This is a genomic window from Natronomonas salina (genome assembly GCF_013391105.1).
Lineage (GTDB): Archaea > Halobacteriota > Halobacteria > Halobacteriales > Haloarculaceae > Natronomonas > Natronomonas salina.
Window position 1 is genome coordinate 3,443,469 of sequence record NZ_CP058335.1, and the last position, 23,587, is coordinate 3,467,055.

19 protein-coding genes and 1 pseudogene are annotated in these 23,587 nt (G+C 66.7%); 8 read left to right on the forward strand and 12 right to left on the reverse strand.

The annotated features are described in order from the left end of the window. Window positions 1-66: 66 nt before the first annotated feature. The 3 genes from HWV07_RS20225 to HWV07_RS17835 form a co-directional block, all read right to left on the reverse strand. A complete protein-coding gene (locus HWV07_RS20225) occupies window positions 67-300 on the reverse strand; it encodes a DUF8118 domain-containing protein (protein WP_484549445.1) in 234 nt (77 codons plus the stop codon). A 93-nt stretch (window positions 301-393) separates the two neighbouring features. Continuing rightward, entirely contained in the window at window positions 394-561 is a 168-nt protein-coding gene (locus HWV07_RS17830) for a helix-turn-helix transcriptional regulator (RefSeq protein ID WP_178335617.1), read from the reverse strand. 599 nt (window positions 562-1,160) lie between these two features. Beyond that, window positions 1,161-2,093 (reverse strand): transcription initiation factor IIB, encoded by a 933-nt coding sequence (locus HWV07_RS17835; protein ID WP_178335618.1) that lies wholly within the window; start codon window positions 2,091-2,093, stop codon window positions 1,161-1,163. 1,551 nt (window positions 2,094-3,644) lie between these two features. On the opposite strand from HWV07_RS17835, the gene HWV07_RS17840 reads away from it, so the two are divergent. Continuing rightward, complete coding sequence (locus tag HWV07_RS17840; RefSeq protein ID WP_178335619.1) at window positions 3,645-4,901, forward strand: RNA-guided endonuclease InsQ/TnpB family protein; 1,257 nt, start codon at window positions 3,645-3,647, stop codon at window positions 4,899-4,901. Between the two features lie 138 nt (window positions 4,902-5,039). Continuing rightward, window positions 5,040-5,441, forward strand: a pseudogene (locus tag HWV07_RS17845) (flavin reductase family protein); the annotation flags it as partial. Window positions 5,442-5,543: 102 nt separating this feature from the next. On the opposite strand, the gene HWV07_RS17850 reads toward HWV07_RS17845, so the two are convergent. The 3 genes from HWV07_RS17850 to HWV07_RS17860 all read right to left on the reverse strand — a co-directional run bounded on the left by HWV07_RS17850 (window position 5,544) and on the right by HWV07_RS17860 (window position 9,963). Continuing rightward, window positions 5,544-7,211 carry a thiamine pyrophosphate-binding protein gene (locus HWV07_RS17850; RefSeq protein ID WP_178335620.1) on the reverse strand — a complete coding sequence of 556 codons (1,668 nt, stop codon included), beginning with the start codon at window positions 7,209-7,211 and terminating at the stop codon, window positions 5,544-5,546. 335 nt (window positions 7,212-7,546) lie between these two features. Then, a complete protein-coding gene (locus tag HWV07_RS17855; RefSeq protein ID WP_178335621.1) occupies window positions 7,547-9,484 on the reverse strand; it encodes a hypothetical protein in 1,938 nt (645 codons plus the stop codon). Beyond that, window positions 9,481-9,963 (reverse strand): hypothetical protein, encoded by a 483-nt coding sequence (locus HWV07_RS17860; protein ID WP_178335622.1) that lies wholly within the window; start codon window positions 9,961-9,963, stop codon window positions 9,481-9,483. The genes HWV07_RS17855 and HWV07_RS17860 overlap by 4 nt, the downstream gene beginning before the upstream one ends. A 194-nt stretch (window positions 9,964-10,157) precedes the next feature. On the opposite strand from HWV07_RS17860, the gene HWV07_RS17865 reads away from it, so the two are divergent. The 3 genes from HWV07_RS17865 to HWV07_RS17875 are packed head-to-tail and all read left to right on the forward strand — an operon-like array spanning window position 10,158 to window position 12,293. Continuing rightward, window positions 10,158-10,979, forward strand: a complete 822-nt coding sequence (locus HWV07_RS17865; protein WP_178335623.1) for an undecaprenyl-diphosphate phosphatase — start codon at window positions 10,158-10,160, stop codon at window positions 10,977-10,979. 43 nt (window positions 10,980-11,022) lie between these two features. Beyond that, window positions 11,023-11,763: a DUF4330 family protein gene (locus HWV07_RS17870; protein WP_178335624.1), complete on the forward strand. Its 741-nt coding sequence runs from the start codon at window positions 11,023-11,025 to the stop codon at window positions 11,761-11,763. Then, window positions 11,760-12,293: a hypothetical protein gene (locus tag HWV07_RS17875; protein ID WP_178335625.1), complete on the forward strand. Its 534-nt coding sequence runs from the start codon at window positions 11,760-11,762 to the stop codon at window positions 12,291-12,293. Before HWV07_RS17870 ends, HWV07_RS17875 begins: the two co-directional genes overlap by 4 nt. 2 nt (window positions 12,294-12,295) lie before the next feature. On the opposite strand, the gene HWV07_RS17880 is transcribed toward HWV07_RS17875, so the two are convergent. From HWV07_RS17880 to HWV07_RS17890, 3 genes are all read right to left on the reverse strand, one after another. Next, complete coding sequence (locus tag HWV07_RS17880; RefSeq protein WP_178335626.1) at window positions 12,296-14,053, reverse strand: right-handed parallel beta-helix repeat-containing protein; 1,758 nt, start codon at window positions 14,051-14,053, stop codon at window positions 12,296-12,298. Between the two features lie 266 nt (window positions 14,054-14,319). After that, a complete protein-coding gene (locus HWV07_RS17885; protein WP_178335627.1) occupies window positions 14,320-15,795 on the reverse strand; it encodes an O-antigen ligase family protein in 1,476 nt (491 codons plus the stop codon). Between the two features lie 123 nt (window positions 15,796-15,918). Continuing rightward, the gene (locus HWV07_RS17890) at window positions 15,919-16,467 is read right to left on the reverse strand and encodes a hypothetical protein (protein WP_178335628.1); all 549 of its coding nucleotides are present in this window, start codon (window positions 16,465-16,467) and stop codon (window positions 15,919-15,921) included. Window positions 16,468-16,690: 223 nt separating this feature from the next. On the opposite strand from HWV07_RS17890, the gene HWV07_RS17895 reads away from it, so the two are divergent. Then, a complete protein-coding gene (locus tag HWV07_RS17895; RefSeq protein WP_178335629.1) occupies window positions 16,691-17,533 on the forward strand; it encodes a hypothetical protein in 843 nt (280 codons plus the stop codon). A gap of 106 nt (window positions 17,534-17,639) precedes the next feature. On the opposite strand, the gene HWV07_RS19995 is transcribed toward HWV07_RS17895, so the two are convergent. Continuing rightward, window positions 17,640-17,765 carry a hypothetical protein gene (locus HWV07_RS19995; RefSeq protein WP_281362314.1) on the reverse strand — a complete coding sequence of 42 codons (126 nt, stop codon included), beginning with the start codon at window positions 17,763-17,765 and terminating at the stop codon, window positions 17,640-17,642. Window positions 17,766-18,008: 243 nt separating this feature from the next. Between HWV07_RS19995 and HWV07_RS17900 the strand changes: the two genes are divergently transcribed. Then, window positions 18,009-18,764: an ABC transporter ATP-binding protein gene (locus HWV07_RS17900; RefSeq protein WP_178335630.1), complete on the forward strand. Its 756-nt coding sequence runs from the start codon at window positions 18,009-18,011 to the stop codon at window positions 18,762-18,764. A gap of 25 nt (window positions 18,765-18,789) precedes the next feature. Further along, window positions 18,790-20,400, forward strand: coding sequence for a hypothetical protein (locus HWV07_RS17905; protein ID WP_178335631.1), 1,611 nt, complete (start codon window positions 18,790-18,792; stop codon window positions 20,398-20,400). 103 nt (window positions 20,401-20,503) lie between these two features. Here the strand turns inward: HWV07_RS17905 and glmS are convergent, their stop codons facing one another. Both glmS and HWV07_RS17915 read right to left on the reverse strand, forming a co-directional pair. Continuing rightward, the gene (glmS, locus tag HWV07_RS17910) at window positions 20,504-22,300 is read right to left on the reverse strand and encodes a glutamine--fructose-6-phosphate transaminase (isomerizing) (protein ID WP_178335632.1); all 1,797 of its coding nucleotides are present in this window, start codon (window positions 22,298-22,300) and stop codon (window positions 20,504-20,506) included. Next, on the reverse strand, window positions 22,300-23,484 hold the full coding sequence (locus HWV07_RS17915) for a sugar phosphate nucleotidyltransferase (protein WP_178335633.1): 1,185 nt from the start codon (window positions 23,482-23,484) through the stop codon (window positions 22,300-22,302). Before HWV07_RS17915 ends, glmS begins: the two co-directional genes overlap by 1 nt. Between the last annotated feature and the right edge of the window lie 103 nt (window positions 23,485-23,587).

A 23,587-nucleotide genomic window follows, 5' to 3' on the forward strand; every position in this document is an offset into this window, starting at 1 on the left:
TAAAACTGCACGCAAATCCTGCGAGAACGTGACATTGAGGGAGAACGTTTCTCCAGAGAGGATTGCTCAGCGCCGCGCGACCGGACAGCAGTCCTCGAGGTCCTGTCGGCGCATCGCCTCCGAGCCACACACCGTACAGCGATAGTACACGGCGCCAGTCGGCCGGCCGTGCCTGTCGACCTCCTGGAGCGGGCCATCGACGCGCCGTCTGTCCTCATCGTCGAGGTCGATATCTGTCCCGGCCCCTGCACCGCCATTCAACCGTGGGAGGAAGCGCGTACGCTTGGTGATGCAACCCACCGACGACCTTCGGGGAGGAAGTTGCCTTCGGGGGCTGATGGACCGGCCCGATGTCCTACGAAGGAATCCTCGCGCTTCAGCGCGGGGAGGATGTCACTGACCGTGCTTGACCGACTCGGGACCCAGGCCGGGATACGCGACGACCTTGCGGCGGTCCTTCCGGTAGCGGGTGATTTGCCCGTCGGCCTCCATCTCGGTGAGGAGTCTGCTGACGGTCGCCGCCGAGTAGTCCGTGTTGTCGACGACGTCCTGTTGGAACATCCGGCCACCACGCTCGTCCAGGAGCGCTTGGACGGTCGCTTCGGGAGACTGCGACGACGCGACTGGTGGCGTGTCGTGGTCCCTCGTCGGGGTGCTGTCGCTGGGAGACGCCGGCGTTTCCGGCTCGTCGTCGGCTGACGTGGTAACGGCGTTGACGAGGTCCCCTAACATGTGTTGGGACACCCAGCGCGCTTCGGCGTCATGGACTCCAGGACGGACCTCGGTTCGCTGGTCGAGCTCCCGGTAGCGCGCCGTCCCCATCGACGGTGACCTGACATTCCATTGGCATCCATAGCTATCTGACGGGTGCGTGGATGCAACCGAGATTCTATTCCCGCGATTAACCGGGAGTTTATACAGGGGTGAACGACAGTACCCCTCGATCCATCCGACTATGACCCCATCTGGAGGGAGCGCTCGGACGAGTTCTCCTCCGTTTTGTGCCCTCTTGCACCTCCGATCCGGCTTTGCGGCATCCGGCCTGCGGCACCTCTCGAGCCGTCCGTGTCGCCGTACTGTCGCGGACCTGGACTCTCTAAGCGTTCAGTGGAGCGATCAGCCGGCAGCTTCCATTGAGCCACCCCCGTCGCTACGAGCGTTCAAGCACACGGGACGTCTTCCAGGTCGCGATACCGCTCTCGGACGGTCACCGTCGAGACGCCCGCCGCGTCCGCGACCGAGTCCTGATCGAAGTACTCGCCCGTCGTCCGCCCAGCGAGGTACAGTGCGCCCGCCGCGGCCCCCATCGGCTTCTTCCCGTTCGCGACGCGCCGGTCGTCCGCTCGTTCGAGTAACTCCCGGGCTCGCCGCTCCGTCTCGCTGTGAGCGTCGAGTTCCGAGGCGATCTGCGGGAGGTAGTGTGTGGGCCCAGCCAGCGGCACCGGAAGGTCGAGCTCGCGATTCAGCACGCCGTAGCAATGACGTATTCGCTCCGCACCGAGCTTCGAGACGGTGGCGATGTCGTCAAATGTCCGCGGTTGCTCGTTGAGTCGACACACCGCGTAGACACAGGCCGACGCCATCGCCTCGATGGAGCGCCCGCAGAGCAGCCCCTCGTCCTGTGCCGTCCGGAACAGCTGACACGCTTGGTCGCGGACGCTTCGACTCAACCCCAGCGCACTTATGATGCGTCGGATGTCGACGAACCCTGCGATTCGATTGTTGTCGGCCTTCGAGCCGACCTTCGCCCGCCGGTGCTCCCGTCGCAGTCTGGAGAGCCGACGCCGCGTGCTGTAGTCCAGTTGCCGCCCGTTGCTATCCCGGTCCCAGCCGATCTCGGTGCCGATGCCCCGGTCGTGCCGTGCGACCGTGTTCGGCGACCCCGTTCGTCGTTTGCCCGTCCGGTCGTCGTCGAACTCTCGCCACTCCGGTCCGTGGTCGATCTGCTCGTCGTCGATGACCAGCCCACAGTCCTCACAGACCGTCTCGTGGACGTTGGTCGTCACGCGACCGCTGCACTCCGGACACGTGTTCTGGTCGGTCTGCTGTCCGTCTTCGTCGAACGTCTGCTCGTAGATCTCTCTCGACGCCATCTCACGTCACGAAGGACGCCTCACTACGACCCTCGCCCGTCAGGGACAGACAAACACGTCGCGGGCACCGCCGCTAACGGGTGTCCTGAAGCCACTGCTCCGTCCCGCAACCCGTGTCGCGTGAATATGTGCTCCGAGGACGTCGCCATCGCCACCCCCGGACTCACCGACAGTTCTCCCTACCCGGCCCCCCGTGAGGACCTCGGCGATCCATAGTCGAAAACTTGATACGTTCGATCACAACGTCGAGTGTGAACCGACGTTCTATCTCCCATGTTGGAACTACAGCGAGTGATTCCCCGGAAGACGTGTTCTACTGTGGGTTCTGTAGTACGGGGGTGGGGATGCCCCGGGCTGTGCAATCTGGTGTCTCGGACGGCCGTTTCAGAATCGGTGGTGAGCGGCCCCAGCGCGATGGGTCTGAACCACGGTTCCCGAACCTATCGTATCTCATATGGGAATCGATACAGAGACGAAACCGCATGACTGCGAGTCCCTGTAGTTGGTATCGGCTCCCTGGAATTCGCCATTACTATCTGCTATCTGGCACTTTCCTCGACGGTCGTCATAGCCCCTCTTCGCTCGATATGCCTGGCTAGCAGCCTGCTATCTGTCGATATCGACTCTCCTGGAACGAGTTCACCCCACCGGTTCCGCGCACCCAAAACCCCCGGACGGCGAGTCCCTGTAGTACGATCGCCCCCTCGATCGAACACACCGCCGACTCTCCCCGCTCCGCGGCGTCCCCCCATCACCGATCGCGCTATCGACCTTCCCCGCCGAATATCACGGATAGCTATCGTCTACCCAGGGATCGCTTGCCTCCTGTTCACCTTCGCTCGTCAGCCCATCGCGGCGACCTCCCCCTCGGCACCGCCCCTCCGCTGGGAGCAACTACAGCGCGCTACCACACGTATTCTTGCGGGAGACCGCCTCTCTGTACAACCGGCCAGCCGAAAAGCAAGGAAATCCCGGGTGAATCCCGGGCTATCCACTATTCAGTAGCGGTGGGTCCAGAATACGCCGGGCACAGGGTTTCTATCCGGCGTTTTCTCCCTGTAGTTCAGTGGGCAACGAGGGGGTGCCGTCTCTCCCTCACACGCCTCGGGGTTCTGATACGAACGGTCAGTGCGACCCGGGTCTACAGGCGGGGCAAGGCGAGTACCTCGGGGCGTGTCTCTGCGGTACTTCACGGTTCACTGGCCACTCCTGTATGGCTCGAGTTTCCAGCAACGCCGATGGTATACGTCGGGCGACCGAACGGTCGGCAATGCCCGAATTTGCTGTTGCGGAGTTGACGGATCGAGAGAACGCGCGGCTGGTGAAGAGCACTGTCACGCCCCGCCCGATCGCGTGGGTGAGCACGGTCGGCGAGGATGGGGTGGACAACCTCGCCCCGTTCAGCACTTTCGAGGTGGAGCCTCCGGCCTCAAGGAGCGAACGCAGTGAGCGAGTAGGCCGGAGAGGAAACCGACATGGTGCGATACAACCGGCATACTACGACCGCCCGACTCCCAGGTCTTTAACAACCGTGAACTACTAATCTGAAATATGGAGGTCCGGCGTACCGCACCTGTCAAACTCGTCGTTCCCGACGAGCACCGCGACGACCTCCACGAATCCGCCCGGCAGTTTCTTCAGTGTGCCAACCGTGCTGCTGAGTTCTGTTGGTCCGATCACTCCTACAACGAATGCGTCACGGCCAACACAACCGCACGAAACGCTCTGTACGACGAGCTCCGTGAGGAAACTGAACTTACCGCGAACCTCGTCCAAGAAGCCATCCGCCGCGCTGTCCAAGCCGTCACCGGATGTGTCGAACGGTGGAAACAGGGGAAGCGAGTGAGTCAACCGGAGTTCACATCGTGGAGTATGCTCTACGACAAACGAAGCGCCACATTCTACCGGAACAAAGTCTCGCTCTCGACTATCAACGGGCGTGTCGAGTGCGACTTTGAACTTCCCTCAGACAGCCCTACGCCATATGAGCGGTACGTGCTATCCGAGGAATTTGAGTTCCGAGCGAGTACGCTCCAGTACGACGCAGTGGATGACGAGTTCTACTTTCACATCACCACTCGGAAGTATGACTCTGATCGAGACGGCGATTCATCCGAGGTTTCGGAAGATACCGAGCACCAAACAGTCCTTGGTATCGACCTCGGCGTCAATAGCCTCGCCGTTTCCTCCACGGGGCGGTTCTGGCAGGGAGACGACTACGACCACTGGTGCCGCGAGTTCGAGAAACGACGGGGAGAGATGCAAGAGCGTGGGACGCAACCCGCGCACAATGCTCTCCTTCGCCTCGGGAAGCGTGAAGAAGCGTGGCGCAAACAGTACATCCACACCGTCGCAAACGAACTCGTCACGGAAGCTGTCGAACACGACTGCGACATTATCGTGTTCGAGGACCTGACCGATATACGCGAGCGGTTTCCGCAGGCAGAGTGGCACCACGTTTGGGCGTTCCGACGCCTCTACGAGTACGTCTCCTACAAGGCACCTAAGCGCGACATCTCCGTGGAACAGGTCGAGCCGAACCACACGTCACAACGCTGTTCTCGAACGGACTGTGGGTTCACACACGACGACAACCGCCACGGAGAACGCTTCTGTTGCCAGAAGTGCGGGTACGAAGCGAACGCGGACTACAACGGCGCAAAGAACATCGGGATGCGGTACGCTCGGAAGCGAACACATAGACTCCGGTCCTCGCCCAAGTCGGGGAGCGGAGACGCACCAGTAGACGTGCGTGTGAATGGTGGGACGTTGAACGGCAAGAGTCACCAGCCTATTGCTGGAGACTGATTGCCGGGAGTCCACATCAAAACCCCACCCTCACGGACCGAGGCGCGTATGCGCCGAGGGAGTAGGGTGGGGTAGTTTACTTCGTACACATACGTCGGGTCGAGCGAACCCCTCCTCCAGTTCAACGCGTCGCAGGCTTCCGACGGCGGGCCGAAGGACACGGTCCGGAACGCACTCGACACCGAGGCGTTCGCGGTGAACGTGGTCACCGAACCGCTGATCGAGGCGATGGATCACACCTCGAAGAGCGTCCCAGCGGACGAAAGCGAGTTCGACGTCGCCGGCGTCGAGCGAGCAGCGTGTCGAACCATCGACCCGCCGCGCGTCGCCGACGCCGTCGTCACCATGGAGTGTACCCTCTTCGAGACGTTCGACGTCCGCGACCGGACCATGGTCCTCGGCGAGGTCCAGCACGTCCACGTCGACGAGACGATCCTAACGGACGGCGAGATCGATATGCAGAAGATCCCCACTGTCGGCCGTCTCGGCGGGCCGTACTACACTGTCTCGGAGCCAGTCGACTTCGAACGGCAGTTCTAACCGTTGGCGTACGGTCAGCGGTGGCGACCGGCACCGGGTTGTCTCCTCGCCGCCGGACACCCCTGAGGAGTACCGAAAGGCTTGGACAACCAGAACGCCAGCTCAGCTGGTGCCGTCGCGCATCCACTCGCTCGCTTGCGGTTCTTCGGGGTCCGTCGGCACCTCGATGAGCGCCGGGTCGTCGTGGGCGAGTGCGTCCGCGACGGCAGTCTCGATCCCGGACAGTGTCTCTGCGCGAGTCGCACGGACGCCCATGCCCTCGGCGATGGCGGTGAAGTCGATCGCTGCATCGTCCCAGCCGTAGGCCATCGGGGCCAGCCCGTAACTCCGCTCGGCCTCCTCGCTGATGATGGCGTAATCCTGATTCGAGAAGACCACGACCACCACGTCCAGGCCCTCCGCAGCGAGGGTGTGGAGTTCGTGGATGCACATCAGTAGTCCTCCGTCGCCCGTCAGCGCGAGTACGTCGTCGTCGGGATTCGCGAGCTTCGCACCGATCGCGGAAGGAAGTCCGGTCCCCATGGTCGCCCAGGAGCCGGGATTGACGTAGGAGCGCGGGCCGTACGCGGGAAACGACACCAGCGTCCAGATACGGAAGCCGCCAGCGTCGGCCGCCACGGTCACATCCCGTGGGAGCGCCGCTCGCACCGCGGCGAGGGCAGACGGCGAGGTGAGCGGCGGTTCGTCGTCGTCGCGGAGGTCGTCGATGCGGGCCGCGTCAGCCTCGCGGACACCGGTGGCTCGGTCGGCACCGTTTCGATCGTCCGATTCCGTCTCGCCCGTCGCGTCGCTCGGAGGAAGTTGCTCGGCGAGTTCGGCGAGCGTCCGGCCGGCGTCGGCGACGATGGCTGTCGACGGCTCGTAGCCGGTCCCCACGTCCTCCGGGTCCAGCGTCACGTGGATCAGGTCCGCAGGGAGGTCGAACCGCCACTGGCCGGTCCAGACGGCGTCGAAATCGGTTCCGACCGTGAGCGCCGCGTCGGACTCCGCAACCAGCGCCGCGAGATCGGGGCTGGTCCCGCCACAGAGGACGCCGGCCGAAAGCGAGTGATCCTCCGGAATCGTCCCCTTCCCCTTGTAGGTCGTGACGACGGGTGCGTCCAGCCGTTCGGCGACCGCGACGAGCTCGTCGGTCGCGCCCGATGCACGGACGCCGCCACCCGCGATGACGACCGGCAGGTCGGACGCCTCGAGCGTCTCGACGGCCTCCGCGACGCCGCTCGGCCCTGGCTTCGACGACTCAGTTGGTCCGTCGGCACTCGGCACCGCCAGAGGGACCGTCATTCCGAGGAAGTCCTTTGGGATACCGACCCGGACCGGGCCCTTCGGGTCGGTCGTCGCGGTGCGGAACGCCTGGGTGACCTCCGCTGCGGCGGCCTGCGGCCGTTCGACGGTGACGTTCTCCTTGACCACGTTGTCGTAGGTGTCCGGCGGCGTCTCGTGGATGCCATCGCCGCCCCGTACGTCCGGTTCGGTCTCGACGGCGACGTGGACGAGCGGCGTGCAGTCGTTGCGCGCGTTCTTCAGCCCGTTCATGGCGTTCATGTCGCCGGGGCCGGGGATGACGACCGTGGCGGCCGGGCGTCCCGATGTCTCCGCGTAGCCCCATGCTTGGTGGCTGACCGCGGTCTCGTGGCGCGCGACGACGTACCGGACGCCGTGGTCGGCCATCGCCTCGTTCAGCGGCAGCGTCTGCTTGCCGGGGATGCCGAACACGGTATCGATGCCGGCCTCGGCCAGCGCCGCCACGACCTCGTCACCGACGGTCACGCGGCCGACCCTCCGATGTGCGGTGGCAGACTATGTGCATCCATGGCGCGGACTAATCGGATTCGGATAATAAGCGTTCCCTCCTCCAAGGTTTATGGATGCGGAATTGGCCGACGTAGTGTCCTCTATTATCATCTGAACTCGAGAGGAGCTTCTCGATGTCGGTTCCGGTATCACACCGGTTGAGGCTCGTCAGGGGGATTGATATTGGGTACCACGTCATCGTGACGTGAACGAATCCCGCTTTGGACAATGCGATGCACCACCCGACGAGTCCCTCTCGAGACTCGATCACTGCTACATTCGATGTGCTCTCCCCGGGCGCCGGCCACCACTCAGAAGATGGGGAAGGCGAGTCCACCGACGAACGCGAAGTGCCACAGGGCGGCCAAGAGGAGGAAGACCGTCCCCGCGGCCGCGGCCAATCCAAGCGCGATCGCCCCGAGTCGATCGTTCCGAGAGCCGCTCGCATCGACGACCGCCCAGCCCGCGACCAGTGCCGCGACCGCGAGGCCGACGAGAGCGTGTGCCTGCATCGCCTCGCCCCGCGCGGCGTCGATCGACCACAGATAGACGACCAGAAGCTGGCCACCGATGCAGACACCGCCCAGATACGTTAGTGCACACGTCACGCTCTGTTCGTCGATGACGCGGCGGACGGCGGGCAGTCGAAGCAGGCCGTACAGTGCGATTGGGAACAACGGCAGCAGGTACCGCACCGTGATCGTGGCGTGCAGCGGGAGTCGAGGGAGGTACACGAGCGTCAGCCCGAGCGCGTAGACGACCGCGAAGGCGTCGACCGTCCCGAGGGCGGAGAGGCATTGTCTGTCGCCCAGCGCCGTCAGTCGCGCCCGGACATCGCTCCGTGCAACGACGACCGGCACGGCGATGAGGACGGCCGCCAGCGGCATCGCTTCCAGGAACGACAGCCGGATCGCCTCGCCGGCGTCCCGGCTGGCCACGGTCGAGATGTAGCCGCCACGGACGAACACCGGATACAGCTGGCCGACATCCATCGTCGCGGTATCGAATCCCCGACCGACGAGTTCGAACGCGAGATCGAACCCGCCGACGAGTGTGTCCACCAGCTGGTCGAGCGACCCCAGGAGTCCGCTGTCATCGCCAGCTCCCGAGCTGCCCGTGGAGCCCGATCCTGATCCGGAGCCCGTCCCTGATCCGGAGGCGGTGTCTCCACCACCCCCGTTCCCGCCGGTCGCCTCGCTGCCGCGTTCGGCGAGGGACCCGCCCCCACCGCCGTAGGTGAGCGCCCGCGGCGGCTCGGCGGGATTCCCGGTCACGAACAGGTTGGTGACGAACATGGGCGTGACCGCCAAAACGCACGTGACACCTGCCGTACTGAGCGACCGGATGCTCCGGCCGCCGGTCGGGACGTCGATGGCCAGCAACGCCAACAGGAGGACGATCCCTTCGGCGGCGCTGACCCAGGCCGCGATGCCGACGGGGACGTACGCCGCGGCACGATACTGGGTGTCGACGCCGTCGCCCTCGCGACTCCGATAGAGGAGGGCCATCGTGGTGACGACACAGAGGGCGACGAGGACGTGGCGTTTCGGGAACTGTGCCCAGAACCCGATCGGTGTCGCGAGACTCGCGGCCAGGCCACCGCCCAGCCCGACACGGCGACCGTACGCCCACGTGAAGAACCGATAGCAGACGACGCCCACCAGCGCCGCTGCGACCATCGTCTGCAGCTGCAGCGCCATGAGATAATGCTGGCTGGCGTCGATACTGGTCGCCCCGGTCACCACGCTCGCGAAGACCAGCAGCGCGAGCGCACACCCGACGTACGTCCCGGCCGTCGACCGCTCGAGTTCCGCGCCGACGAGACGGCTCACGCCCAACAACAGGCCCGCCCAGAGGGCGGCGAGTGCGACGCGGAGGTCGGCGACCGCCGCGACGGCCTCGAGCAGCCACAGGAACGGCAGCGCGAGGAAGACCTGCCCGTAGTTCCGCCCGTACGCTAGCCCATCCCGTGTGCCCATCCCGGGTGTGTCCAGGCCGGGGCCGTAGACGGCACGCTCGACGTGGAGGTGGCCCTCCGAGACGGCGACCAGCGTGTTCGCGACGGTGTAGGTGTCCGTGATGACCATCCCGATGCGCCAGTAGCTCAGATACACCGCGAGCGCGGCCAGGAAGACGATGGTACCGAGGCGATCGCCGAAGATCGCCCGCTGCAGATCACCGACCGAGACGTCGCGGCCCCCCGCACGGAGTCGCCGCAGGACTCGTCTCAGCTGTGGCGGATGTGTCATTCGACCACCTCGACGGTCACGTTCCGTTCGACGAGGACCCGCTCGCCGTCGCCGTCGTTGGCGATCACGCGCAAGACGCCCGAGTAGGCCTCGGCGTCGACGCGGTCGGCCTCCAGCGTCGAGGCGTCGAACTCGAGGCTGGCGGTCCCCGCGGCATCGCCGTCGAGGAACGTGATGCTGGATGCGGTATGGCCCAGCTCGGTCACGAGCAGTTCGTACGTGAGCGACGGCTGGCCGGACGCCTCCTCGATCTCGACCTCGATGGGAGCCGCACGGAGATAGTAGACGCCGGCCCCGTGGGAACCACGCTCGAGTGTCGCCGTCTCTGGCGCCGCCGTGACGGACGCCTCGATCGTTCCGGAGCCGGGATCGAAGGCCTCCGACGTGGTGAGGGAGACGCCGACGAGCGGGCCGGAAACGATGGTGACGCCGAGGAGAATGGTCACCGTCGCGACGAGGACGGCCCGTTCGCAGTTCATCGTTCGTTCTCTCCGCGGTCAGGGGTTAAAATCCCTGTGTGGCCCATCGTTGCTGAAACGCCCACAAACGACGGCGGAAACGACGACACCGCCCGTTCGACGCCACCGGCGAGTACGAGGCCACTCGGGCTGGCCAGAATCGAGCGCCGACCGAACCACGTCGGTTTTCTACCCCCGGACCCCCTCCACGGATAGTGACCCGCGCGGATCTCGTCTTCGCCCTGCTGGTCGGCATCCTCCAGGGCCTCCTCGAGTGGCTCCCCATCTCCAGTCAGGGCAACGTCTCGCTGTTCACGACGCTCGTCACCAACGTCGATCCCACCGTGGCGGTCGACCTCGCGCTATTCGTCCAGCTAGGCACCATCACCTCCGCGGCCGCCTACTACCGCGAGGACATCGCAGACGCACTCCGAAACGCACCGGGGTGGCGCCCACAGAGCGCCTTCGAACCTGAGAACGCCGATACGACCTTTCTCGTCCTCGCCAGCGTCGCGACCGGCCTCGTCGGCATCCCACTGTATTTCACGCTCCGGGAGGCCGCAGCCGGCCTCGCTGGCGGGCTGTTCATCGCGCTCATCGGCGCGTTGCTGGTCGCCACCGGCCTGCTCCAGCGGGCCTCCGAGGCCATCGACGTCGTGGGCAAGGAGACGCCAACGTTCCGCGATACGCTCCTCGTCGGCGCCCTCCAGGGCTTCGCGATCCTGCCGGGTATCTCCCGCTCCGGGACGACCGTCTCGGTGATGCTCCTCCGTGGCTACGAGGGCCCCACCGCGCTGCGGCTCTCGTTTCTGCTCTCCATCCCGGCAAGCGTCGGCGCGGCCCTGCTGGTCCTGCTGTCCAACGGCGGGCTCCCGGGCATCTCGCCACTCGCGGCGCTCGTCGCGCTGGCCTCCAGTGCCGTCGTCGGTTACCTCACCATCGACGCGCTGATGCGGTTCGTCGCCCGCGTCCCCTTCTGGGCGGTCTGTGTCGCCCTCGGATCGCTGGCCGTCCTCGGCGGGCTGGCAGTCGCGTAGGGCGAACGAAACTGGTTTGTGAGTCGCCGAACACTCCCGCCCAATGGAGGTCCTCGACGAGGAAGGCCGGCTCTTCGGTCGTGTGAACATCGTCGACGCGCTGGTCGTGCTCTTCGCGGTCGCCGTCATCGTCGCCGGGGCGGCACTGGTGGTCGGCGACAGCCCAGCAACAACGCCGGAGCCCGGGCCCGATTCGGACTCCGAGCCCGAGGAACGGACGCTCCACGTGACGCTGCTGGCGACTGGTGACGCGGCCACGGCGCTCGATACCGAGGAAGTCCACCTCGACGGCACGTCGGCGAACATCACCGACGTCCACCGAACGCCCGGCCCGCGCTCGTATCTCCGCGTCGCGCTCAACGGCACCGAATCCGAGGGGCGATTCCGGTTCGCCGACAGCCACGTCAGAGTCGGTGACACGTACACGGTCACGAACAACGTGACTCGCACTGGCTCACGCGTCGTCGAACGCGACGTCGCCCCCGAGTTCGACGGCCAGACGACGACGGTCACCGTCGAGACGACCGTCCGGACGCCCCTGGCTGAGGCCGTCTCCGAGGGCGACGAACAGCAGGTGGGCAACGGGACCGTCCTGGAGATCACGAACACCGAGACGACGCAGGTCAACGACACCCACACAGACCTGCAGGCGACGCTCGACCTCGAGACGCGAGCCGTCGACGACACGCCCTACTACGGCGGGCGCCCGGTCCGACTCGGCCGCGAGCTCACGGTCGCGACCGACGAGTACGAGTTCGACGGCGAGATCATCGCGAGACCATGACCGATGGCTCCTCGCGGTTCGACGCCACCCGTAGCCGACTCCAACGGGCCATCGACAACTCGCTGTTGGTCCGGGCCACGCGTGGCATCGAGTCGACGCTCGGGCGGTGGGGCCGGGGCTCGCGACTCGTCCAGTGGTTCCTCGCCGAACCCGACCCCGAGGTCATCGTCATCGACCTCCGGGAGACCTACACGGTCGGGCCCGTGCTCAGGGTTCTGGATCGGGTCGTCGCCGTCGCCGGTAGAATCGACGACCGGACCGGAATCTCCGACGGACTCTCCCGACTCGCTGCGATCGTCACGTCGGCGCCACTGTTCGTCCTCGGCGTCCTCCTCGGCCTGGTCGCACTCGGCGGCATCGTGACGACCCTCGCATCGGACGGCGCTGTCGGCGGCTGGCTGATTCTCCTCGGACTCGCGCTGCTGGCAACTCGGGAGACTCGGTCAGCAGCGGCATTAGCAAGGACCCGCGTGGGTAAGGCAGCGATCGCCGCGTTCGAACCACCCCAGCCCCCAGAACGACGGGAGTAGCCTCACTCGCGCCGTCGAGCGAGTACCGCACTCACCAGCAGCGCGCCGATAGCGACCAGCGGCCCGAACCCGGGCCCGTCGTTCTCCGTATCGTCGGCTGGCTCCGGGGACGTCGCGCCGTTCGTAGTATCCTCATCGTCGGTCGAGGTCGCGGTCCCCTCCGTGGAATCTGTGCCCCCATCTTCGGTCGCCGTATCAGTTCCACCTACCACGGCGGTCTCCACGGGCGCGTCCGTGGCAGCCGGCGTCGCCGTATCGACGCCAGCCGTCCCCGTCGTGATTGGCGTCGGGTTCGGGTTCGACGGCGCCGCCTCGGTCGCCGTCGGCGTCGAATCCGTATCACCGTTTCCGTCACTCGAGGGCCCTGGGCCCGACCCGGGCGTCTCGGTCGCTGCGGGCGCCGGCCCTGAGTCGGTCGCAGTCGATGTCGTCGTCGGCGAGGCTGTCTGGGTCGGCGTCGCCGTCTCCTCGCCTGCAGTCGTCCCTGGCGCGTACGTGCCGGCGTTCCCGACGGACACCACGATGCTGCCGTCGGAGACCGGGATGTCCGTGTCGACGGTCGACCACTCGGAGCCGTCGTGGCGCCACAAGTCGACGGTATCATCGCCCGTCGTCACGCCGAGTTCGAGGTCGACCGACCCGACGTCACCCTCGACGGCCATCCCATCGCCGGCGGCATCGCCGTCGGCCCGGTCCGGGAGCGAGTCCTGCTCGACCGGTTCGAGTGCGACAGACTCGTTCGAGAATGCTGCGGCCGCGCTATCGCCGATGGTGAGCCCGGACGCGGAGGCGTTTCCGTCCCGTGCATCCAACTCCCGGCCATCGTTGCCCGCGACGAGCGTGTTCTCGATGTCGGTGGTCCCCGAGAGCGCCAGGCCGCGTTCGCCGTTGTTCTGAATATCGGCGTCCGTGATCTGGGCGTCGAACGCGACGCCGATGCCGGTCCCGCCGTTGTCGCTGACGGTCGCACCATCGATGGTGATGCGCTCGCCGTCCGCGAACGCGCCGATCCCGTGGTTCTCGTTGCCCGTCACCGTGATGTCGCTGAACGTGAACGTGCCCGCCCGGCCGCCCACCATGATTCCCGCCCCAGCGTTGTCACTGAAGGTCGACGACTCGATCTCGACGTCGCGGCTCTCGGTCGTCGAGAACCCGGACCCATTGTTGTTCTGGACGGTGACCTCGGAGAGGGTGACGCCAGTGGGCGATGAGCCCATGAACCCGACACCGTTGTCCTCGATGACGGTATCCGTGATGGTGGTCTGGTCGGCGTAGGAGGCGCTGACACCGACCCCGTTGTCCCTGATCTCGGATGACTCGACGGTGACCGGGCCAGTGACGTAATCAGTGAAGAGGGCGTGGTCCCAGCCCTCGATGTTGACGTTCTGGACCGTCAGGTCCGTCCCCGTCGTGCTCTGGTTCACCACGATCCCCGAATTCGGGGGATCGCGATCGCCGGTCGCGCCCGGTCCCACGATGGCGTTGCCGTTGCCGTCGATGGTCGCTTCGACACCGCGGACCTCGATGCACTCGGTCGGGGAGTCCGCGGTGATATCGTTGGCGAGCTGGTAGTCGCCGGGTTCGTCGATTACGGTACACGACGTGATCTGGTTCTGGTTGTCCTGTGCGAGTGCGGTCGAGCTGAACCCGACGGGCGCCAGGACGCTCCCGGCGACCAGGAAGGCGATCGAAACGACGAGGAAGCGACGCCACGCGCCAGTGAGCGATGCAGGTCCGAATCGAAGGTGTAGTCCGTTCATATTGGGATCTCGTGAGGAACCGGAGGGCCGTCTGACTGCCATCGCTTGACCCAGACCGTAATTAAACCCGTCAGATTGTTGAGGTGGATGTCAAATGGTAAGTACACAATACAGCAGGTATGCAATCGGTAAATCGACGCTGTCCGTATGTCACGGCAGTTATCCGACGCCTATCACCGACTCAACCACTAGCCATCAGCTGTCTGGCCACTCGGCAATTACTGAACGAGCATATAGGGGAGACCAGACGTTCGCGAAATCGCCTTTCAGGCCGAGGTGCGCGAGGGTCTGTCCGCGCCGGCGAAGACGAGGAAGCCGAAGACGAGCACCGCGAGGACGGTGCCGCTGGCCCAGTTGAACAGCGTGTAGGCCTCGAACTGCTGGTGGGCAGTGAATCCGACCGCGAGCGCGAGCATGGCCACGCCGGCGGCCACGTCGACGTCCCGGTCCCAGAGGATGCCGTGCAGGAGACTCGAGAGCATCACGAGCACGTACGCAATGCCGCCGAGGAGACCGGCGCGGATCCCCATCGTCAGATAGGAGTTGTGCGGGCTCCCCGAGGAGCCTGTCGGGTGGTACTCGGCGATGACCTGGCCGGGGTCGACGAGTCCCGCACCCAGCAGCGACGGCTGGTCCAGTATCGCAGCTACCGATGGATACCAGCGTTCCGCCCGCGTGGGCGTGCCCTCCGGGAGCGGGATGATACCGTTGTGGACGGCGGCGATACCCGTCACCAGGTACGCGAAGCCACCGACGACGGCGAACGGAACCGCCCTACGTCCGAAGGCGACGTACGCGAGATAGACGCCGACGGCCATCGGCGTGATGACCCACAGCGCCCGCCCGTAGGCGATTGCCAGGCCGACGCCGTTGATCGCCAGCAGCGCAGCCGGGACGACCACCGTCCAGGTCGGCGTCTCTCGAATGTACGACCGGTGGACCTCGGAGACGGCCGCGACGAGGCCCGTGAACACCACCACCGCGAAGGCGTTGCGGTTGACGAACAGCGAGCGTGTCGCCTGCACCTCGTGATCGACCACTGGGATCGTGTACGCACCGTGGAAGGTGAACGACAGGCCGAACAGCGTGTATTCACCGATGACGTACACTGGGACCGTGAGCAGAACCAGGACGGCAGCGAGGCGGTTGACTGCCCACAGGAACTGCTCTCTGGAGAGGTATTGCGGCAGGACGATCAGCCCGACGGCCATGATGAATCCCGCCCAGACCGGGTGGCGCGACCGGAAGCTGACCTCGGCGATCGAGACGCTGTGATAGAAGAAGATGCCGACGACGGTCGCCACGCAGCCGATCACCAGCCACTGGACGGCCGAGTACCGACGCGGGTCGCGAGCCAGCACGCAGAACGCGACCAGCCCCAGGAAGATGATCGTAGCCTCGATCGCGCGATCGATGCCGAGGCCGAACCCTGGCGACTGACTCTGATAGGTGATTCCCAGCAACCCGACGAGCAACACGAGCTGCGCGCCGAAGCGGTACGGTTGGAGGTCCGACCGGAACTCCGTCGGCTCCGAGCGGAGGAACTGGGCGACGATCAGCACCCCCGTCAACAGCAGGACCGAGGCCGTGACGTGCCAGGCGACGAGCCATTCGGGGCCGCCCGCAGCGTTGCCGAGGATCGCCACCCCCACGATCGCGAACAGCCCGAGGCCGCCGAGTCGCTCGACGAGCCCGGACGTGTCGAATCGCCACCTCGTAGAATCGACTTCTGGATGCGCCATTAGCGCAGCAGTTCGACGGGACCGGCTTTGTTATCACTTGGTTAAGTCCCTGGGTTCTTGGGGCTACTTCCGGTATGGGGCCCTTGGCATAGAGTAACAAGACCGTGGGACGTATTCGACCTGTCAGCAGTCGTAGGTGCGCGAATCTCCCTGGACGACGACGTTGTCGGTCGCGGTGGCCACCCGTCCCCGCTCGTCGTGAACCGTCACATGCAGCGTTACCGTATCGCCGACGGCGAGCGTCTCGTCGTCGTCGATCAGCCAGAAGACGTCGCTGTGCACCGTTCCCGTTCCGGTCTCGGTCTGGGCGGTTGTCTCCGACATTTCGGTGAGGTTCACCGTGACGCGCAGCTGTCGCTCGGAGGACCGCCCTCGACCATCGCTCTCGGGAACGTCGAGGATCACGTCGCCCAGCACGCTCACGGAGTCGCCCGGCGTGCCGCTCGCGAAACATGTCTGGACCGTCCCGTTGGCTCCCTCCGGGTAGCTCGCTTCGTCGTTCAGGCTGACTGCGAGGTCGATATCCTCGACAGTGACGTTCTCGCTGGCGGGGTCGTCGGCCACCCCGCCCATCATCGCGATGGTACCGACGCTGAGTGCCGACACGAGGAGGAAGACGGCGACCTGCGCCCGCGTGGGCGGCCAATCGAGCAGCCAGGGCAGCAGACTCACTGCCCGGTATCTCGAAGCGGGCCTCACAACTGTTGTGGACAGATTAGAACGCGATTCACGACCGGCTGGAACTATCTCAGCGGCCTGTGTGAGAACACCCAGGTCGGGTGGAATGACACGAGAGCGGCTCCAAATCCGCTGGCTGTGTTTCCGGTCTCCGACTTGCTCACACAATATATCCTAAAGTAAGCTTATACCGTCCTGGTAGTGACATGGCGCAACCATGAACCGACGAGCCTTCCTCGGCGTCGCGGGCGCCACGCTGGCCATCGGGGGCTGTAACAGCCTCGATAGCGGTGGCGACGACGGCGACGCCTCGGGGGTCGCGTCGGCGAAAGGGGAGTACGGCGACCCTCACGCCGACCACGACTGGCCGGTCGAACCGGACCCGGAGTCGGCCCCCGAGTTCGACGGCGAGTGGCCGCCCGGCGTCGACGCCGGCGGGATGCCCGACCCGAAGGCCTTCCTCCGCTTCCACGACGTGCAGGTGAGTAAGTCCACCTACGTCTCGGCGACGCTTACGGACACCCGCGTCGAACATCGGCCGGATGGCAGCACGGACGAGACGACAACCACCGAGCGCGTGGCCGCGGACGTCGAAGCAGGACACTACTACATCGAGACAGCTCGGGGAGCCGAACGCTACGGTGCCGACGGCGTCCATCACTTCCGGGACGCCGACGGCGTCGTCCACCGCTCGGCCGACCGCGCCCACGTGACGCGACGGGCGGTCGGCGGCTCCATCCCCTACTTCTACGTCACGTTCCGCTGGACCGACGCAACCAGGAACGCCGATGGCGCGTTCGCGCTCTCGAGCAACCGACCCGCAGGCGACGGTCTCCCCGAGGTCTTCTGGGAGGGCTGGCGCGGCGTCCCGCAGACGGGCGACCTCTCTCTGGATGCCGAGGGCCGCATCGACGGCTGGACGCTGGCATCAAAGCAGCAGTTCCAGCGGAACGGCGACCAGTACACCGTCGACTGGACGTCCGAGAACGCGGTCACCTACACCGAGGACGCGCCGGATCTCCTGCCGGCCACCGAGCCGGAGTGGGTTACCGACGGCTGAGTGAGGTCAGCGGCGGCGAAAAAATCGTGTGGGTCGATTGCAGTCGATACCGCGTGGATACGTCGAACGCCGAGCTCCCAGTCGGCGTCTCTCGGCTCGGTCGTTGTTATCGCAGCTTGCGGACGCACTCCACGTGGTACGGTTCCCCATCGTAGCCGGTCGTCGCGTCGACGACCGGTCGCTGGCAGGCGTTACAGATCGCGGTCGGCCGTTGCTCCCCTTTGAGGCTCATTCACATCCACAAACGGACATACCCTTATTGAAAGTACCGCCGGTCTCGGGAACTGATGGTCCCTGTCTGGCTTTCCTGCAACCCGGTCGGGGTGACCGAAACGGGCTTCTATCGGGCCGGCGTCAGGGCGGATGCACCAGGCGTCGCTCCCGATCGGCCCACCGATCGGCGATACTGACGACCCCGCCCGACTACGCCGCCCTCCACTCCCGCTCCGTGGCGGCGACTCACCCCACGAGAGACATGCCACACCCTGCGATAGCCGCGTCCGGACTGACGAAGTACTACGGTACCAGCGTGGCCGTCGATGGCGTCGACCTCGCCATCGAGGACGGAACCGTCTACGGGTTCCTCGGCCCCAACGGCGCCGGCAAGACCACGACCATGCGGATGCTGACGACGCTGACCCGTCCGACCGCCGGCGAGGCAGCGATCACGGGCGTCCCCATCTCGGATCGCGACGGCGTCCGTGACGCCATCGGCTACTTGCCCGAGGACCCGCCCGTCTTCGACGAACTCACCGGCCGAGAGCAGCTGGCGTACTTCGCGCGGCTCCGAGACATCCCGTCCGACGAGGCCGACCGACGCATCGAGCAATGGCTCGACCGCTTCGGGCTGACCGATGACGCTGGCAAGCGTATCGACGACTACTCGAAGGGGATGCGCCAGAAGATCGGCCTGATACAGGCGCTGCTCCACGCGCCTGACGTGCTCTTCCTGGACGAACCCACCAGCGGCCTCGACCCGCGTGCCGCCCGGACCGTGATGGACGTCATCGCCGAGCTCGCCGACGAGGGCCACACGATCTTCCTGTCGACGCACATCCTCCCCGTCGTCGAGGAGCTGGCCGACGAGGTCGGCGTCCTCGCGGATGGTCGAATCGTCACGGAGGGTGCGCCGGCGGAGCTGACGGCGGCCCTCGAGAGCGGCGAGGACTCGTCGCTGGAGGACGTCTTCCTCGCGGTGACGACCGATCGAACGGCGGTGCCGGAGCCGTGACGATGCGTCAGGAGGCCCGGTCGCGATGACCGAGTGGCAGCACGTCTCGACGATCGGCCGCACCGAGCTTCGGCGCCGATGGCGCGTCGTCCGGGGGAACCCGGCACAGCTCGTCGCGATCGCGTTCATGGCGCTGTTCGCGATTCCCATGGTCGCGCTCGTCGCGTTCGGCGGATTCCTGTTCGGCCGCAGCATCGGCGACGGCGCGGCCACGACGACGGTGACCCTCGCCCGGACCGGCCTCGTCTACGTGTGGCTGCTGGCCGTCGGCTTCGGCGGGCTGCGAGCGTACTCCACGGCGCTCCGACCGGACCACCTCGACGGGTTGTTGACGACCGTCTCCCATCGAGAGCTGATCGGGGGGCTCCTCTTCACCGAGGCAGTGATAGTGGGGGTTCCGACGCTCCTGCTGGCCGGGATCGGCGCCCTGAGTTTCGCTGTCGGCGCGGGCTCACCGGTCGCCGCGCCGCTCACCGTCGCGACCGTCCTGTGTGTGCTGGCGACGGCATTGCTCGTCGGCTTCCTGCTGGCCCTCGTCGTCCGGAACATGGGCGTCCGGTCGAAGCTCCTCACGCGACTCCGGACGCTCCTATTCGTTCTCCTCGGAGTCGTGTACTTCTGGGTGATCTTCACCGAATCGTTCGACACCGTCCTGGCACCGCTCTACCGGCTGCTCGAGCCGACGCCGGTCGCCTGGTTCGGCGACCTCCTGCTCGTCGGAACGGCGCCAGCCGCGTCACTCGGTCGGAGCGTCGGCGCGGTCCTCGCGAGCGGCGGCCTTCTCCTGGTCGGTATTGCAGCGATCACCCAGCTCGCGGCGTTGTTGTGGTACGCCGACGGGGTTCACATCGAACACGAGGCGGCGCCGACGGAGGGCTCGACGCTTGACACTCGACTAGGTGCTCTGCTCCCGCAACCGATTGCTGGCGTCGTCGCGGTGGACTACCGGCGGGCGCGCCGCGCACCCGTTTCGCTGTCGTTCGTCCTCTACCCGCTCTTCCTGCTCGTCAACCCGATCATGACGACCGTCCAGACCGGGTCGGTCGACGGCGCGCTCCCACTGTGGATCGTCCTCTGTGGGGCCTGGGTCACGGGCGCCGTCTTCCCGCTCAACGTCGTCGGCAACGAGGGCGCCGTGCTCCCGGCGACGCTGTTGGGCCGCGATCCCGGCCGCGCCCTGGTCGGCGGCCACGTCATCGCCGCCGCTCTCGTCGGCGTCCCCGTGACGGTGCTGGCGACCGCAGGGCTCGCCGTCGCCAGTCCCCGACCGCTCTCGGCGGTCGCGACGCTATCGGCGAGCGCGCTCGTCCTGGCGATGGCCGCCGGCCCGATCGCGAGCGGTATCGGCGCCGCGTTCCCGCGATTCCAGGCCGTCCGGCTCTCCCGGAGTACCCGCGCCATCGTCCCGAGCATGGTCGCGTTTGCGATCTTCTCGACGGTGATCGTGATCGTCGCTCTGCCCGCGCTCGTCGGCCACAGCGGGCTCGTCGGCCACGCCCTCGAATCCTGGTTCGGCATCCCACGACCGACCGTCAGACTCGCGGGAACGCTCCTGACGACCGTCCTCGCCCTTCCGACGGGCGCGCTCTCGGCGTTGTATGCGGTCCGAACCGTCGACGCCTTCCGCTTCGACTGACGCTGCTCTCGGCTACTCGCTCCTTCGTACTTGCTCGAAGAAAGTGAGAATCAGTTCCGCTATGTCAGCCAGCTGCTCCCCAAGACGGGGAAGACCGTCCGACTTACTCCACGGTGACGCTCTTCGCGAGGTTCCGCGGCTTGTCGATCGACCGCCCGAGCTTCGCCGCCGTGTAGTACGACACCAGCTGCAGTTGCACGTTCGCCAGGATGGCCGCGGTTCGGGGGTGGGTGTCAGGGACCTCGAGAACGTGGTCGGCGTAGCGCTTGACGTCCGAGACGCCGTCGGTGACGGCGACGACCGGCGCGTCCCGCGCCTCGACCTCCTTGACGTTCCCGATGGTCTTCCGTGCCAGCTCGCCGTCGCCGACGACGGTCGCGAACACCGGCGTGTTCCCGGTCACGAGCGCCAGCGGCCCGTGTTTCAGCTCGCCGGCGGCGAACCCCTCGGCGTGCTTGTAGGTGATCTCCTTCATCTTCAGGGCGCCCTCCAGGGCGACCGGGTAGTTCAGCGCCCGGCCGATGAAGAAGTACGCGTCGCTGTCCAGCAGTTCCTCGGCGACCGTCTCGGCGTTGGACTCGTCGAGGATCTCCTGGGTGTCGCTCGGCAGCTCCCGCAGCGCCTCGATGACGTCGCGGTCGGAGGGCCCGGGCGTCGCCACCTGCGTCAGCAGGTTGAGCGCGGTCTGCTGGCCGGCGAAGGTCTTCGTCGCCGCGACGCCGATCTCCGGCCCCGAGCGGATGTAGCAGACGTGGTCGCACTCCCGGGCCATCGTCGACCCGACGGTGTTGGTGAGCGCGAGCGTCTCGGCGCCGTGGCGACGCGCCGTCCGCGTCGCCGACAGCGTGTCGGCCGTCTCCCCGCTCTGGGAGACGCCCACGACGAGCGCGTCGGTGTCCGGCGGTGGCGAGGAGGCGTACTCGTGGGCGAAGAACGCCTGGGCGGGCACGCCGTCGGCCTGGAGGAGCTGCGAGCCGTACACCGCGGCGTGATAGCTCGTCCCCGCGGCGACCAGATGAATCCGGTCGGGCTCGAGGTCGCCGAGTTCCTCCAGTGTGACCGTCCCGCCGAGCTCGTCGACGCGGCCCTGCAGGCACTGCCGGAGGGCGCGCGGCTGCTCGTGGATCTCCTTCAGCATGAAGTGGTCGTAGCCGCTCTTGCCGGTGTCTTCGGCGTCCCACTCGACGGTCTCGACGGACTTCTCGATGGTCTCGCCCTTGACGTCCGAGACGCGCCAGCCGTCGGCGTCGAGGCGCGCGAACTCGCCGTCGTCGAGGTAGACGACGCGGTCGGTGAACTCCCGGAACGCCGGGACGTCGCTGGCGAGGTACGTCGCGCCGTCGTCGATCCCCAGCACGAGCGGGGAGTCGTTGCGGGCGACGAGGACGGCGTCGCTGCCGGCGACGACGCAGGCCAGCGCGAACGCGCCGTCCAGCCGCGAGACGGCCTCGCGGAACGCCGCCTCGGCGTCCAGGCCGTCCTCCAGGCCCTCCTCGACGAGGTGCGGGACGACCTCCGTGTCCGTGTCGCTCTCGAAGGTGTGGCCCGCGGACTCGAGTTCGTCGCGCAGCGACTGGTAGTTCTCGATGATGCCGTTGTGGACGACGCCGACGTCGCCCGTGCAGTCCTGGTGGGGGTGGGCGTTCTCGTCGGTCGGCGGGCCGTGCGTGCTCCAGCGGGTGTGCCCGACGCCGAGGGTCCCCGAGACGCCCTCCAGGGCGTCCAGTTCGCCGCGCAGCGAGTCCAGCTCGCCGGCCTTCTTGACGACCTGCAGCCCGTCGTCGCCGACGAGCGCCACGCCCGCGGAGTCGTAGCCACGGTACTCCAGCTTCGAGAGGCCGTGGACGAGCGTCGTCAGGGTCTGGTCGCCGCAGCCGACGCAGCCGATGATGCCGCACATCAGCGGACCACCTCCGCGTCCTCGTCGACAGCCCCTCTCACCTGCGCGCCCGTCTCGACGTTCGCGTTCGCCCCGACCATCGCGCCCGGGTGGAACGAGACGTTGCCGCCGACCTCAACCCGGTCGGCCAGCACCGCGCCGATGTTCTGGTCCTCGAAGACCCGGTCCCCGACCCGGACGTCGCTCGGGCCGCCCGGGACGGTCGAGCCCGCACCGATCGTCACGTCGGCGCCGGCGACGCAGTCGACGATCGTCGAGCCCGCGGCGACGCGGCAGTCGGCGTCAAGCAGCACGTTCTCGAGGGTGGCGTTCGCGCCGATCGTCCCGTTGCGACCGATGGCGACGTCGGGGCCGATGACGGCGCCGGCGGCGACCTCGGTGTCGGGGCCGACGACGGCGGGTCCCTGGATCGTCGCGTCGCGGTGGACGCGCGCGCTATCCGCGACCCAGACCTTCCCCTCGCGGGCCGGCTGGGAGACGCGCCCCCGGGCGAGCAGCTCCCGCTTCAGGAACAGCAGGTCCCAGGGGTACGTCGCGTCCACCCAGAGGCCGTCGGTCTGGACGGCCCGCACCTCGCCGTCGTCGAGCAGCGTCTCGATGACGTCGGGCAGCGGGAGTTCGCCGCTGCGCCGGGGCGTCCGCTGGATGGCGTCGAAGACCGACTCGTCGAAGGCGTAGACGCCGGCGTTGATGAGCCGATAGGTGTCGGCCTCTGGCCGCTCTTCGAGTTCGGTCAGCCGGCCGTTCGAGACCTTGACCGCGCCGTAGTTCGACGGCGTCGAGTGCTCCATCACGGCGAGCGTCGGCGTGCCGTCGAACCCGACGGTGACCTCCGAGACGATCCGCTCGTCGATGACGCGGTCGCCGTTGAGGACGAGCATCGGGCCCTCGACCTCGTTCTTCGCCTGCAGCAGGGCGTGGGCGCTCCCGAGCTGCTTGCGCTGGTGGACGTAGGTGATCGGAACGTCGCGGTATGCGTGGCCGAAGTGCTCCTGGACGCGCTCGTGGTGGTAGCCGACGACGACGCAGAGCTGGTCGATGCCGCACTCGACGAGGACGTCGAGTACGTGTTCCAGAATGGGGCGATCCGCAGCGGGGAGCATCGTCTTCGGGCGGTTGTGGGTCAGCGGCCTGAGCCGCGTCCCCTCGCCCGCCGCGAGGACGATGCCGGTGGAGACGTCCATAGCGACCAGAGACCCCCGCGAGGAATGAAAGTACCGGCAGCGGACAGCGGAGTGTACGTGCGTCCGGAATCGCCGGCCCGGACGTCCGGGGGTCTCCAGCGGT

What these genes read in the sequence shown, in the direction of transcription:
- HWV07_RS17830 (WP_178335617.1), bottom strand. Translation starts at nt 561, where the DNA reads ATGTTCCAACAGGACGTCGTCGACAACACGGACTACTCGGCGGCGACC.
- HWV07_RS17835 (WP_178335618.1), bottom strand. Translation starts at nt 2,093, where the DNA reads ATGGCGTCGAGAGAGATCTACGAGCAGACGTTCGACGAAGACGGACAG.
- HWV07_RS17840 (WP_178335619.1), top strand. Translation starts at nt 3,645, where the DNA reads ATGGAGGTCCGGCGTACCGCACCTGTCAAACTCGTCGTTCCCGACGAG.
- HWV07_RS17855 (WP_178335621.1), bottom strand. Translation starts at nt 9,484, where the DNA reads ATGACACATCCGCCACAGCTGAGACGAGTCCTGCGGCGACTCCGTGCG.
- HWV07_RS17860 (WP_178335622.1), bottom strand. Translation starts at nt 9,963, where the DNA reads ATGAACTGCGAACGGGCCGTCCTCGTCGCGACGGTGACCATTCTCCTC.
- HWV07_RS17870 (WP_178335624.1), top strand. Translation starts at nt 11,023, where the DNA reads ATGGAGGTCCTCGACGAGGAAGGCCGGCTCTTCGGTCGTGTGAACATC.
- HWV07_RS17875 (WP_178335625.1), top strand. Translation starts at nt 11,760, where the DNA reads ATGACCGATGGCTCCTCGCGGTTCGACGCCACCCGTAGCCGACTCCAA.
- HWV07_RS17880 (WP_178335626.1), bottom strand. Translation starts at nt 14,053, where the DNA reads ATGAACGGACTACACCTTCGATTCGGACCTGCATCGCTCACTGGCGCG.
- HWV07_RS17885 (WP_178335627.1), bottom strand. Translation starts at nt 15,795, where the DNA reads ATGGCGCATCCAGAAGTCGATTCTACGAGGTGGCGATTCGACACGTCC.
- HWV07_RS17895 (WP_178335629.1), top strand. Translation starts at nt 16,691, where the DNA reads ATGAACCGACGAGCCTTCCTCGGCGTCGCGGGCGCCACGCTGGCCATC.
- HWV07_RS19995 (WP_281362314.1), bottom strand. Translation starts at nt 17,765, where the DNA reads ATGAGCCTCAAAGGGGAGCAACGGCCGACCGCGATCTGTAACGCCTGC.
- HWV07_RS17900 (WP_178335630.1), top strand. Translation starts at nt 18,009, where the DNA reads ATGCCACACCCTGCGATAGCCGCGTCCGGACTGACGAAGTACTACGGT.
- HWV07_RS17905 (WP_178335631.1), top strand. Translation starts at nt 18,790, where the DNA reads ATGACCGAGTGGCAGCACGTCTCGACGATCGGCCGCACCGAGCTTCGG.
- glmS (WP_178335632.1), bottom strand. Translation starts at nt 22,300, where the DNA reads ATGTGCGGCATCATCGGCTGCGTCGGCTGCGGCGACCAGACCCTGACG.
- HWV07_RS17915 (WP_178335633.1), bottom strand. Translation starts at nt 23,484, where the DNA reads ATGGACGTCTCCACCGGCATCGTCCTCGCGGCGGGCGAGGGGACGCGG.